Below are 13,599 nucleotides of genomic sequence, written 5' to 3' on the forward strand. Positions count from 1 at the left end.
TGGGTACAATTCGGTTGAATTTTATCGTTATTTGCCATTATGAACAAATTGATTTTACCATCATTATTATTTCTTATTGCGCTTTTTCATTATGGACTGGCTGATGCTCAGGAGCTTGAAAGGCAATTGTTGTTTTGGGAAAACAGGACAATCAATATCGGTACTACATTGGAAGAAAATGGACATGTGGAATTGGAATTTTTCGGATTGAACCAGACAGATTCTTTGATTGTCATTTCTGATATAATTACGGATTGTGGATGTACCACCGTGTTTTACAGCAAGGATACCATATATCAAAGCAAAATAGGAAGTGTCAAAGTGAATTTTGATCCTGATCATAGGGGTGGCCCTTTTACAAAGATGATTGTAGTCAGGACAAATCAGGATATTTATGGAGATACTCTTTATCTACAGGGATTCAATATCCCTTTCCCTGATGATCTTGAGACTGCCTATCCATACAGGGTTCAGGATATAGGTCTGAGACTTCCTGCTGTGAATATGGGGAACGTCTACACCAACGAACCAAAAAGCAAATATATCGAGTTGTACAACTTTGGCACAGATAGTCTGATGTTGTCAGCTATTGCAAATGATTTACCTGATTTTTTGAAAATCAATCTTTTCCCAAATGCTTTGGGACCGAACCAAAGAGGATTGCTGCATCTCGAATATGATGCTTATCTTAAGAATGATTTTGGTTATGTAGAAGATGCTTTGATTTTGGATTTTCATAACAAACCCGAACCAGTGACCTTGAGGTTGATGGCAAATATTTTTGAGCATTTTGAACCTGTACCGAAATCCTTGGAAAAAGTTGTCCCGCACTTAGCTGTTTCGGAAGTTGATATTGACCTGAAAGATATCAATTCAAAGCAAGTGGTAAAAAGAAATATAAAACTATCAAATCAAGGGGCTGAAGAATTGTTTATCAGAAAAGTAGTTTCAAATTGTGAATGTATGGAAGTGGTAGTGGATAAGAGTGTGTTGCAAAACGGGGAGAGTGCTGAACTACAGCTTAGATTTGATCCAAAAGGGAGGAGGGGAATAGATCACAGACACATCAATATCTTCACCAATGATCCCATCAATCCAGTCAGGACAATAGTCATCAGAAGTTCTGTTAAATAATAGAAATTTAAACAAGTTATAAACTTTGTGGCATAGTTTTCGTTTGTATTACAGTGGTTTATTATTGGATTATACGGATTTGATAATGACTAAATTTTAATTTTATTTTCACTCAAAACGAAAATCACATGAGTTCTACAAAGTTTCTTTTAGGCGCGCTATTAGGTGCTGCAGTTGGCGTACAGGTAGGTATTTTGATCGCTCCGGACAAAGGCGTGAATACTAGGAAAAAATTGGGAAAAAAAGGCAATGAGTACCTTGATGAAGTGAATGGTAAGGTTAATTCATTTTTGGATGGATTGAGCAAGAAAGTATCTGAAGCATCAAGCGAAGTAGACAAATTGACCAAAAAAGCCAAGGCAGAAGCCGAAAAATTGACCAAGTAATTTGATGAAGTCAATTAAAAAAGCGTGATAGTATTCAAACTATCACGCTTTTTTTGTGAATTACTTGAAGGCAGGAATGCCGGTAATTTCGTGTCCTAAGATGAGGAGATGGATGTCATGCGTTCCTTCATAAGTCACTACAGACTCCAGATTCATCATGTGGCGCATCAGGGAGTATTCACCTGTGATTCCCATTCCGCCATGGATTTGCCGCGCTTCCCGGGCAATATCAAGTGCCATTGCTACATTGTTTCTTTTGGCCAGGGAAATGTGGGCTGTAGTAGCCTTTCCTTCGTCCATCATTTTTCCGAGTTTCCAAACAAGTAGTTGTGCCTTGGTGATTTCCGAGAGCATTTCTGCCAGTTTTTTCTGGATCAATTGGAAAGAGCCTATTGGCTTGTCGAATTGTATCCTCTCCAGAGAATATCTGCGCGCAGAATCATAACAGTCCATCGCAGCACCCAAAGTCCCCCATGCGATGCCATACCTTGCAGAATCCAAACACATCATCGGGGCACCAAGTCCCGATTTGCCGGGAAGTAGGTTTTCTTTGGGAACTTTCACGTTATCAAAAACCAATTCTCCGGTACAAGAGGCCCTTAATGACCACTTGTTGTGTGTTTCTGGTGTAGTAAACCCTTCCATTCCCCTTTCTACGATCAGTCCGTGAATCCTTCCTTTTTCGTCTTTCGCCCATACTACTGCGATGTCTGCTTTTGGGGAATTTGAGATCCACATTTTTGCGCCATTCAAAAGGTAGTGGTCACCCATATCCCTGAAATTGGTCGTCATCCCACTTGGATTTGACCCATGGTCAGGCTCGGTAAGCCCAAAGCAACCCAACATCTCTCCGGAAGCCAATTTTGGCAAAAATTTGTTTTTCTGCTCTTCTGTTCCAAATTTGAAAATAGGATACATCACCAAGGAACCCTGAACAGATGCCGTCGAACGCATTCCAGAGTCACCTCTTTCTATTTCCTGCATGATCAAGCCATAGGAAATGTAATCCAATCCACCCCCTCCGTATTTGGCGGGGATTTGAGGCCCAAATGCCCCAACTTGTCCAAATTTTTCTACAATTTCATGAGGAAAATGGGCATTTTGTGCCCAGCCTTCTATATAGGGGCTAATCTCTTTTTTTACAAAGTCCCGCATCGAAGCCCTGATAAGCTTATGTTCTTCGGTCAAAAGATCGTCAATACCATAAAAATCTACACCCTCAAACAGGTCTTTTTTGGTGGATTTGCTCATTGTTTCATTTGGATTCATATCTGTTTTGGTTTATTGCCAATTAAAACGGATTTTTGTGCCGTCATCATTTCATATTCCTGCCTTGAATTAAAGAAGAAGTGGGTAAAAATACTACCTAATTTCACAAAATATTAAAACATGAGCCCAGCACAAACTCAAAAAGACATTTTAGATAAAATAGAGCTACTTCAAGAGAAATTTAAAGCATCCGGCCAAGATCTTTCCTCATACCTTGAGGGCTTGCTTTATGCCGATTATCTCAATTATTGGGATTATATCAATTTAGATATTCTGCTCTCACTGCAGCAGCCCAAAACTTCCATGAAGGATGAGAAAATATTTATCATTTATCATCAAATTACAGAATTGTATTTCAAGTTGATCATTTGGGAATTGGAGCAAATTTCAGATCAAGAAGACATCAAGGTCGAATTTTTCAAAGCAAGGATGGAAAGGGTGATCACATACTTCGATCATTTGATTTCCTCGTTCGCTGTGATGTGGAAAGGGATGGAAAGAGAGCAGTTTTTGAAATTCAGAATGTCACTTCTTCCTTCCAGTGGCTTTCAAAGTGCCCAGTATCGAATCATTGAAATTTTGTCCACGGAAGTCAAAAACCTGGTTCACGTGGATAAAAGGGAGAGTCAACATGAGGATTCCACAACAGAAGAGATGTTTGACAACCTTTATTGGCAACAAGGTGCAATTGAATTGGCAACTGGCGAAAAGACACTCACATTGAAGACTTTTGAAGCTAAGTATGGAAAAGAGCTGAAAGAGTTGATAGAAACTTATCGCATCAAGAATATTTGGGGAAAATATCAATCTTGCCAGGATAAAGACGAGGACTTGATGAAGTTGATGAAGTCATTTGATTTGAAGGCAAATGTATATTGGCCCTTGGCACATTATAAATCTGCTGTGAGATACCTGCAAAAAGATCCTGTTGATATATCGGCTACAGGGGGTACAAACTGGCAGAAATATTTACCTCCAAGGTTCCAGAAAGTAATATTCTATCCAGAACTTTGGACAGATTCCGAAATAGAAGATTGGGGCAAAGGCTGGGTAGTGAAGGAGATATTTGGTGAAGATTAAAGGGTGAAGTACGAAGTACAATATACAAAGAGACGAGAAGCGAGAAACGAGAGGCAATAAGCAAGAGACAAATGAGAATTAAGATTTGATGCAAGGGATGTGATAAAAAAAACCGAATGGGGTTAAACCTCAATTAGCCCCGTATGAAATGCGGGGAACATAGAAAGGATACCCGTCACGGTTTTATCAACCACGGAGTGGTTGAATATCTTGAATTGAAATAAAAAGTGTCAACTAATTTCAGGCAAGGTCAACAAATCAACCAATAACCAAACCATATATACCTATCAGCTACAAATCTTTCAATCTTCCAATCACTAACTTCCCCACAACCTTTCAACTTTAAAACCTTTTAACCCATCATAAAACAATCTTCCAATCCCGACAAATATTTAAGGATAAATACCTTACCCGAATATGAAAAAAGAAATCCAATTACAATTGACCCCTCAACAAGCTTATGATGGGGAGAAATTCCAAGAAACAGTCATCAAAAAACTGGGGATTTCGACAAGCCAATCGAAGATTCAGGCGAAGCAAGTCAAGCGTTCCATTGATGCCCGGGGAAGACAAGTCAAAATCAATGTCACGGCAGAGGTATTTATTGATGAATTGGTTACTCCTTTGATAGATTCAAACAAGACTTATCAAAATATCAGCAATGCAGCACAAATCATCATCGTTGGTGCAGGTCCGGCGGGAATGTTTGCAGCTTTGAGGGCAATAGAACTTGGGGTAAAACCTATTTTGATAGAAAGGGGAAAAGATGTTCAAGCCAGAAGGAGAGACCTTGCCGCTATCAACAAAGAGCATATAGTCAATCCTGAATCCAATTATTGTTTTGGAGAAGGTGGGGCTGGGACATATTCGGACGGAAAGCTGTATACAAGATCCAAGAAAAGAGGGGATATCCGCCGAATCATGGAAATCTTTGTAGCCCATGGAGCTACAGAAGAAATATTGGTTGATGCCCATCCACATATAGGCACCAACAAACTTCCAAAAATCGTCACAGAACTGAGAGAATCCATACTCCAAGCTGGCGGGGAAGTTTTGTTCAATACGAAAGTTGTGGATTTTATCCTTGAGGATAATGAAATGAAAGGAGTGGTTACGCAGGATGGGGAGAAGATTTTGGGATTGGGAGTAATCTTGGCGACTGGACATTCTGCGAGGGATATCTATCATTTGTTGCATCAAAAGAATATCTTGATAGAAGCCAAGCCTTTTGCACTTGGAGTACGGATCGAACACAGCCAAAACTTGATAGACAAAATCCAATACCATTGCGAAGTTGACAGGGGACCATATTTGCCGGCATCAAGCTATTCCTTGGTCCACCAGACCAAATTCAAAGGGAAACAGCGGGGGGTATTCTCCTTCTGTATGTGTCCGGGAGGTTTTATTGTACCTGCAGCCACTTCCCCCGGTGAGTTGGTGGTGAATGGCATGAGTCCAAGCAGGAGGGACAGCAAATTTGCAAATTCAGGGATCGTCGTAGCCGTGGAATTGGAAGATCTCCCTCAGTATGCGCAGTACGGCCCACTGGCAGCGATGGTATTTCAGGCTGAGATAGAAAAAAAAGCATGGATTGCCGGAGGAAGCACGCAAGCAGCACCTGCACAAAGAATGGTGGATTTTGTAAATAAGAAAGAAAGCAAATCCCTGCTGGAGACTTCTTATCAACCTGGCCTGAATTCAGTCAACCTGCATGAGGTTTTACCTGACTTTATAGCTAACAGATTGGCAGATGGATTCAAGGCTTTTGGAAACAAAATGAAGGGGTATTATACCAATGAATCACAATTGGTAGGAGTGGAGAGCCGGACTTCATCACCAGTAAGGATTCCCAGGGATAAGGAAACCTATGAACACCCGGTCATCAAAAGACTTTATCCATGTGCCGAAGGAGCTGGCTACGCAGGAGGAATAGTTTCTGCTGCCATGGACGGCGAAAGATGCGCAGAAAAGCTGATTGAAGAATATATAAAAAAATAAACGTAAAAAATACACTTAATAAATTTTACTTGCTTATATTTATGACCTATAGCAGGTTGAATAAATCAAACCACCCTAATTGACCCAGAATGAAAGTTATTGCTATCGGTAGAAACTATGTGGAGCACATAGAAGAGCTTAACAACGAGCGTTCCTCAGTGCCAGTAGTGTTTATGAAACCTGACACTGCTGTGTTGAAGAACAACATGCCTTTTTTTCATCCGGATTTTTCGGAAAATATCCATCATGAAGTAGAGTTGGTGCTCAAGATCAACCGGGAAGGAAAATATATCAAAAGAGAGTTTGCCCATAGATATTTTGATGAAATTGGGATTGGCATAGATTTTACAGCCAGGGATCTCCAAGATAAATGCAAATCCAAAGGGCTTCCATGGGAAATAGCAAAGTCCTTCAATGGATCAGCTCCGGTAGGAGAATTTTTGCCTGTGGGAGAAGTTGGTGATATGAAGGATATCAATTTCCATCTCGATATCAATGGAGAATTGAGGCAAAAAGGAAATACATCCATGATGCTTTTTGATTTTGGGGTAATCATAGAATACGTATCCCAATTTTTCACTTTGAAAAAAGGGGATTTGATTTTTACAGGTACCCCGGCAGGAGTTGGAAAAGTCAGCATAGGGGATAGGTTGGAAGCATATATAGGAGACAGAAAATTATTGGATTTTGAAGTTAAGTAAGGCTGTATTCATTTTTGTTTATTTTTTGAGCATGCATGTGTCAGCTCAAGATTACCTTTTCCCCGTAAAACCGGGGCAAAGGAATTTTCTGTCCGGCAATTTTGCTGAAATCAGACCTAACCATTTTCATAGTGGAATAGACGTGAAGATTGGAGGGGTGGATGGAGAGCCGATCAGGGTGATCGAAGATGGCTATGTGTATAGGGCAAAAGTATCTACTTATGGATATGGAAATGTTCTCTATATCAAGCATTATAATGGACAGTCATCAGTATATGCCCATTTGCAGAAATTTTCCCCAAAAATAGCCGAACGCATAAGGCAGGAAATGTACAGTGTCCAAAAAAATGATTTGGAAGTATATTTCGATGAAGACGCTCTTCCTGTCAAAAAGGGTGAAATAATCGGTAATGGGGGAAACACAGGAAGTTCAGGTGGTCCACATCTACATTTCGAAATCAGGGATAGCCTGGATAGGGCCATAGACCCTTTCCAATTCAATTTCCACAAAGAGATTGCTGACAATACTCCTCCAATTTTATTCAAGGTAGCACTAAGACCCTTGGATTATGAATCCCGGGTCAACGGGAAATTCCAGAGGGAAGAATTCACGCCGATCTTGGAAGGAGGAAGGTACGTGATTCCACAAACAATCAAAATCTCAGGCAGTGTAGGCTTGGAAATCTATGCCGTGGATAAACAGGATGGGGTCAACAATATTTTCGGGATTCCGGTTTATGAGCTTTTGGAGGAAGGCAGGCCTCTCTTCATGATAAATGTAGATAAGATAGATTTCAACAAAGGACGGTTTTTGTTGAGCCATACCTATTTGAACCGATTTACAAGACTATATGATTATCCTAACAATCAACTTGAAATATATGAACTAGATTCAATCACGGGTGGGAGGATTTCTGCCATGGTTGGGACAAAGAAAAAGTTGCAGGTTAATCTCAAGGATTACTTTGGCAATACCAGTGTTTTGAACTTGGAAGTAGAAGGTGGAATTCCGGAATACCAACAGGGAGGAGCTGCTCCAAAGGATCAAAAGACCAATATTTCTTATCAAAGAGAAGTAATGGTGATCCAGACCAAACTCTCCGACGTAGGGACTTTGGCAAAAATCTATACCAACTCCCATATGTTTGAAATTCCTCCGGCTTACGAATCCAATGGCATGAGGACTTATCTTTGGGATATGGAATTTGGTATTCCTGATTCGGTGGATTTGTGTACTGAGGTAGTGGTGCCTGATGTCCTGAAAAAAATCCCATTTGGGGAAGAGATAAATTTCACAAACAAAGATATCAGTATTGGTTTTGAGGAAAACACCTTGTTGGATGACCTGTTTCTTAGGGTATTGAGGAAAAACACCAATGGAAATATGTCTGTTACCATCAATCCATCCGGTGATTATTTGCAAAACAACATGTTGGTACATATCAACAATACCGGATATAGCGGTGACAAAAACAAAAGCCACGTCTACTCCCAAGCCAGCAATGGAAGAAAAAGTTTTGTTGGAGGCGAATGGGAAGGGGATGATATCCGATTTAAAACCAGAAATTTTGGTACTTTTGTCATCGACAGTGACATGGTGCCTCCAAAAATACTTCCCATACAATTGAGTCCCAATGAAATCAGGTTCAGGATTTCGGATGATAAATCTGGGATCAAGGATTTTGAAGCCTTTGTAGACGGTAAGTGGGTATTGATGCGCTACGAACACAAGCAGGCCACTATTTGGTCTGAAAGATTAGATAAACAACCTTTCAAGGGAGAGGTTTTATTGAAAGTCCGAGACATGGCTGGAAATGAATCCAATTGGTCCGGCACTATAAAATAAACTTAACCTTAAATATTAAAATTATGTCATTAGAAGTTGGGAATTACGCTCCGCAATTTGAATCAAAAGATCAAAACGGCAATGTGATCAAACTTTCAGATTTCAAAGGGAAGAAAGTAGTCCTTTATTTTTATCCGAAAGACAACACGCCGGGATGTACTGCACAGGCATGTAACCTGCGCGACAATTATGAAGCATTGCAAAAAGCTGGATATGTGGTATTGGGAATCAGCACTGATTCCGAAAAATCCCACCAGAAATTTATCGAAAAGCAAGAGCTGCCATTTTCACTGATTGCCGATGAAGACAAGTCCGTCCATGAAGCTTATGGCACATGGGTAGAAAAATCCATGTATGGCAGAAAGTATATGGGAACAGCCAGAACTACCTTTGTCATCGATGAAGAAGGAAAGATCGAAGAGATCATAGAAAAAGTAAATACAAAAGAACACACGAATCAAATTCTCAAATAACAATATTCCAAAACAATGGATAAGCAACCTTTAGCACAACTTACAAAAATTTCGAGCCAAGTCAGACGGGATATTCTACGCATGGTACATGCGGTTCAGTCAGGACACCCGGGAGCCTCTTTGGGCTGTACAGAGTTCTTTGTCGCGCTTTATTTCAACCAAATGAAGCATGACAGTAATTTCAAAATGAATGGAGCCAATGAGGATCTTTTCTTCCTTTCCAATGGCCACATTTCTCCAGTATGGTATTCTGTATTGGCAAGAAGTGGCTACTTTCCAGCCGAAGAATTGAAGACTTTCAGAAAATTGAACAGCCGTCTTCAGGGACATCCTGCGACAGAGGAGAATCTTCCTGGAATCAGGATTGCGTCAGGTTCTTTGGGTCAGGGACTTTCAGCAGCGATCGGTGCTGCCCAGGCAAAAAAAATCGATAAAGACGACAGCACAGTCTATGTATTGATGGGAGATGGAGAGCAGCAGGAAGGCCAGGTATGGGAAGCTTGTATGTATGCCGCACACCACAAAGTAGACAACTTGATCGCAACGATTGATTTCAACAGACAGCAAATCGATGGTCCGACGAAAGATGTGATGGACTTGAAAGACTTGAAGGCAAAATGGGAAGCTTTTGGCTGGGAAGTGATCGAGACTTTGAAAGGCAACGACATGGAGGCAGTACTTGAAGGATTGGAAAAAGCAAAATCTTTGACAGGAAAAGGAAAGCCAGTGTTGAATCTATTGCATACCGAGATGGGATATGGAGTTGATTTTATGGTGGGTACACACAAGTGGCACGGAATCGCTCCAAGCGACGAGCAACTTGAAAATGCACTTGGTCAATTAGAAGAAACTTTAGGGGATTATTAATAACAGGAACAATGGATAAGACATTAGATTTAAAATATACATATACTGAGAAAAAAGATACACGTTCTGGATTTGGGGATGGTTTGCTGGAAGCAGGAAGAAAAAATCCAAATGTAGTAGGTCTTTGTGCAGATTTGATCGGTTCTCTTAAAATGGGTGCTTTTCAGAAAGAATTTCCTGAAAGATTCTTCCAAGTAGGTATCGCTGAGGCGAATATGATCGGTTTGGCAGCTGGGATGAGCATCAATGGTAAAATCCCATTCACAGGAACATTTGCAAACTTTTCGACAGGTCGTGTTTATGATCAGATCAGACAGTCAGTAGCTTATTCTGACAAAAATGTGAAAATCTGTGCTTCCCACGCAGGTTTGACATTGGGAGAAGATGGTGCTACGCATCAGATCCTCGAAGATGTGGGCATGATGAAAATGCTTCCACATATGACAGTGATCAACCCATGTGACTACAACCAAACAAAAGCAGCCACAATGGCAATTGCCGAATTCGAAGGCCCAGTTTACCTAAGATTCGGACGTCCAAGCTGGCCGATCTTCACACCAAAAGACCAGAAGTTCGAAATCGGAAAAGCGTGGCACATGATCGAAGGAACAGACGTGACCATCTTCGCTACCGGTCACTTGGTATGGGAAGCAGTAGTAGCCGAGGCAATGCTTAGAGAAGAAGGAATCTCAGCAGAAGTGATCAATATCCATACGATCAAACCTTTGGATGAAGCAGCTATCATCGCTTCAGTGAAGAAAACAGGTTGTGCAGTATCAGCCGAAGAGCACCAACTGAATGGTGGGCTAGGGGATAGCATCGCACAAACCCTGATCAGAAACAATCCAGCTCCATTGGAATATGTAGGTGTAAATGATTCCTTCGGAGAATCAGGAACCCCAACCGAACTCCTAGAAAAATACGGATTGAATGCTGAGAATATAGTAAAAGCAGCTAAGAAAGCTATTGCTAGGAAGTAGGGTTTAAATTTTAGATTTAAAATCTTAGATCTTAAATCTAAAATAATGTAAAACAACAAACCACAGTTTAGAGATAAGCTGTGGTTTTTTTTGTAGAAAATACTCAGGTGATTCTAATCAGTTTAGGGAGGTTTTTAGTATTTTTATAGTACTTTAAAATAGATTTTTGGAAGAGAAAAAAGCCTAATTGATTCCTGAATTTTCAAGGTACACAGTTTCGGATTTGGGCTACACAACGTGAGAAAGACGGAAAGACTAAATCTAAATCTTGGTACGACCCGAAAACAGGTGAAACGAAAAATGAATAACTGTGTGGTAACATCACTTATGATCCAGCGGGTGGTATCAAGTAAATATGAAAATCATTATCTTTAAGAGGCTAGGGGTGAGCGTGAAATATGATTTGCATAATATTCCGTCCCTAGAGAAGATTCTGTTCCATAAACTATCACCATGAAAAGAAGCGTTATTATTTCAATTTTTATACTGACTTTGACTTTGTCATGTGGTGATAAGAATGTTGCGGACTTGACCCGCAACTTTGAAGAAAACAAACAAGGGATATTGGAGCTTAAAGCGTTTTATCGCGATTTAGTTCCTGAGGGATTTCTCGTTAGAGTGAGATTTGATTCAAAAAGACAGATTGACTTATTTGTATACGAACCTACAGAAGTTGAAGGAAAGCGAAATTTACTTTTTCAACAATGGGATTTGGATATTAAGAACTACAAACCTGAATTTGAAAGATCTGAATTTGACCTAAAATACAACGGAAAAACCAACTCTTTCGAAGAAGTAAAAGAAAGATTGAATTGGACAAATGATACTTTTGAAATGCTTTACAAAAAGTTGAAAGCAATAAACTGTATCGGGATTTCAAACAGTAATCCCTTTGAAATAGAATATGGTTTCCGAGTGATGGGTGTATATAGTTATTTGATATTTGACGATAATTTGCCAAGTCAAAAGCAGGTTGAGTATACAGATGAATGCACTGTGAAATTTTACAAAGACAATATAGTTTTTGCATATGGGAGCGGGGCATTTGGGAGTTTATGTACGGCTGAATTTAAAAAAGATAAATGAAGCCAGCGCTTATTGCCATAAGATCTCTGCCCGCAATACTGTTCAAAGCACATCCCCTTCACTACTTGACCAAAAATATATTTTTGAAATTCAATTTTGGCAAAAAGCTCCGTAAAATGTATTTGCTTTCTTGGTAGGGTTTGAGTTTGGGGATGTTGTCAAATAGGGTTTCTGGGCTGCCAATGTCTTCGTTTTTGTCAATGAAACTGTATCCTATGAACATGCCCTTTTCGAAAAGGAGTGCAGATTCTTCTAAGGGAGTCCTTCCTTTTTCCTTGATGATGATCGTGCCATCTTCATTTGACAGTTTGTCGAGAAATTCAAATATCCTCTTGTTGTATTCCTCTGGACTTTCTTGTCCACAGCAAGCCCCCTTGCATTGTTGTATCTGATAGTCATAACAAGCATCGTTGGACTTTTGGATTCCGCAGAGTTTGGGACAGAGCTCATGGTTTTCTACTGCCTCCAGCAGGAATTTCCAAGCTTCAGCATGATTCTCAAACTGCCTGACGCAGGCTTGACTGGTTTTTACCTTTGAAATTTGGAACCTGATAAATCCGGCACCATCCTCATATTGGATAATTCCCCAAGTGTTGCTGATGAATTTTTGGGATTTATTATACTTTGGCCACAACCTTTTGATTTCATGCAACTCTAGCAGATAGGCCAAAAATTCATTTCCAGTCAGCTCCCAAGTAATGTCATGGATTTCATTTTTGAGGTTTAGCTTGTCTCTCCCTTTGGAATTTCCCGAAAAATGCCCCTTGAATCTACTTTTTATATTCAAGGCTTTGCCTACATATATCACCTGTCCATTCACATTGTGGAAATAATAGACGCCCGTTTTTTCGGGTAGGGCCAAAAACTGATCCTTATTGATATTGGGAGGCAAAAATGCTTCTCCGTTGTTGCCCTTCATCATCCCGAACACCGCCTCTGGATCTTTTTCATAGATCTTTTCAAAGAGTAGGGCAGTAGCAGCCGCATCTCCATATGCCCTGTGCCTAGAGGAAATCTGAATGTCCAAATGTTCACAGATTCTGCCAAGCCCATATGATTTATAGCCGGGGAAAACCTTTCTGCTCAACCTTACAGTACAGAGCTTTGGGGCTTTGAAATGAATGTTTGATTTTTCCAGTGATTTCTGGATAAATGTATAGTCGAAATTTACGTTGTGGGCAATGAATACCCTGTGTTCCAATATTGAGAAAATCTCCTCTGCCACTTCTGCAAAAGTAGGCGCATTCTCTACCATAGATGCGTCAATTCCCGTTAGCCCAGTGATAAAGCCAGGTATATTTCTCTCCGGATTGATCAAAGTCTGGTAACTGTCAAGGATTTCAAATCCGTCATGGACTATAATGGCGACTTCGGTGATCCCTCCACCATCTCCCGGATTTCCACCTGCCGTCTCTATGTCAACTATTGCAAATTCCTGTTTCACTCAAAAGTATATTTTCCTTATGAATATAACACAATTTTGAGACAGATGTTGCGAAATGTAGCATCAATACTTTATTGCGATCCAATGTCGTTTAGATAGGATCCACCAGGTTTTCTATTAAATGTAAGAATAGGGATCTTATTTGACAAGAATGACCATGAAGGGATGTAAACGAAGCAGGTCTCGTTTTTCAATCCAACAGTAATAACCTGAGTTCGACTATTCTCACTATGTCAAAACGGTTTTAAATGGTGAGAACTACGAAAAGAAGGTGCGAACTTTTTTATGAAGTAATATTGGGATATTGCGGATTGAAAAAGTGAAGTAGGTTGCCG

12 protein-coding genes are annotated in these 13,599 nt (G+C 40.2%); 10 read left to right on the top strand and 2 right to left on the bottom strand.

The genetic code is table 11. The features are described 5' to 3' along the window. Positions 1–39: 39 nt before the first annotated feature. A complete protein-coding gene (locus ACFSKL_RS14315; RefSeq protein ID WP_376886999.1) occupies positions 40–1,134 on the top strand; it encodes a DUF1573 domain-containing protein in 1,095 nt (364 codons plus the stop codon). Between the two features lie 128 nt (positions 1,135–1,262). Next, complete coding sequence (locus tag ACFSKL_RS14320) at positions 1,263–1,520, top strand: YtxH domain-containing protein (protein ID WP_376887000.1); 258 nt, start codon at positions 1,263–1,265, stop codon at positions 1,518–1,520. Positions 1,521–1,580: 60 nt separating this feature from the next. On the opposite strand, the gene ACFSKL_RS14325 is transcribed toward ACFSKL_RS14320, so the two are convergent. Beyond that, positions 1,581–2,789 carry an acyl-CoA dehydrogenase family protein gene (locus ACFSKL_RS14325; RefSeq protein ID WP_376887001.1) on the bottom strand — a complete coding sequence of 403 codons (1,209 nt, stop codon included), beginning with the start codon at positions 2,787–2,789 and terminating at the stop codon, positions 1,581–1,583. Positions 2,790–2,909: 120 nt separating this feature from the next. On the opposite strand from ACFSKL_RS14325, the gene ACFSKL_RS14330 reads away from it, so the two are divergent. The 8 genes from ACFSKL_RS14330 (at position 2,910) to ACFSKL_RS14365 (ending at position 11,820) form a co-directional block, all read left to right on the top strand. Beyond that, on the top strand, positions 2,910–3,869 hold the full coding sequence (locus tag ACFSKL_RS14330) for a tryptophan 2,3-dioxygenase family protein (RefSeq protein WP_376887002.1): 960 nt from the start codon (positions 2,910–2,912) through the stop codon (positions 3,867–3,869). 417 nt (positions 3,870–4,286) lie between these two features. Then, a complete protein-coding gene (locus tag ACFSKL_RS14335) occupies positions 4,287–5,867 on the top strand; it encodes an NAD(P)/FAD-dependent oxidoreductase (protein WP_376887003.1) in 1,581 nt (526 codons plus the stop codon). Between the two features lie 89 nt (positions 5,868–5,956). Then, positions 5,957–6,568 carry a fumarylacetoacetate hydrolase family protein gene (locus ACFSKL_RS14340; RefSeq protein WP_376887004.1) on the top strand — a complete coding sequence of 204 codons (612 nt, stop codon included), beginning with the start codon at positions 5,957–5,959 and terminating at the stop codon, positions 6,566–6,568. Next, complete coding sequence (locus ACFSKL_RS14345; RefSeq protein WP_376887005.1) at positions 6,555–8,414, top strand: M23 family metallopeptidase; 1,860 nt, start codon at positions 6,555–6,557, stop codon at positions 8,412–8,414. The genes ACFSKL_RS14340 and ACFSKL_RS14345 overlap by 14 nt, the downstream gene beginning before the upstream one ends. Positions 8,415–8,437: 23 nt before the next feature. Continuing rightward, a complete protein-coding gene (gene bcp, locus ACFSKL_RS14350; RefSeq protein ID WP_376887006.1) occupies positions 8,438–8,887 on the top strand; it encodes a thioredoxin-dependent thiol peroxidase in 450 nt (149 codons plus the stop codon). A 15-nt stretch (positions 8,888–8,902) separates the two neighbouring features. Continuing rightward, positions 8,903–9,754, top strand: a complete 852-nt coding sequence (locus tag ACFSKL_RS14355) for a transketolase (RefSeq protein WP_376887007.1) — start codon at positions 8,903–8,905, stop codon at positions 9,752–9,754. Between the two features lie 11 nt (positions 9,755–9,765). Continuing rightward, complete coding sequence (locus ACFSKL_RS14360; RefSeq protein WP_376887008.1) at positions 9,766–10,734, top strand: transketolase family protein; 969 nt, start codon at positions 9,766–9,768, stop codon at positions 10,732–10,734. 564 nt (positions 10,735–11,298) lie between these two features. Further along, positions 11,299–11,820 carry a hypothetical protein gene (locus tag ACFSKL_RS14365; protein WP_376887009.1) on the top strand — a complete coding sequence of 174 codons (522 nt, stop codon included), beginning with the start codon at positions 11,299–11,301 and terminating at the stop codon, positions 11,818–11,820. Between the two features lie 61 nt (positions 11,821–11,881). Here ACFSKL_RS14365 and ACFSKL_RS14370 read toward each other — a convergent pair whose 3' ends face one another. Continuing rightward, a complete protein-coding gene (locus ACFSKL_RS14370; RefSeq protein ID WP_376887010.1) occupies positions 11,882–13,264 on the bottom strand; it encodes an exonuclease domain-containing protein in 1,383 nt (460 codons plus the stop codon). Between the last annotated feature and the right edge of the window lie 335 nt (positions 13,265–13,599).

The sequence above is a fragment of the Belliella marina genome (assembly GCF_042682445.1).
GTDB classification, from domain to species: Bacteria; Bacteroidota; Bacteroidia; order Cytophagales; family Cyclobacteriaceae; genus Belliella; species Belliella marina.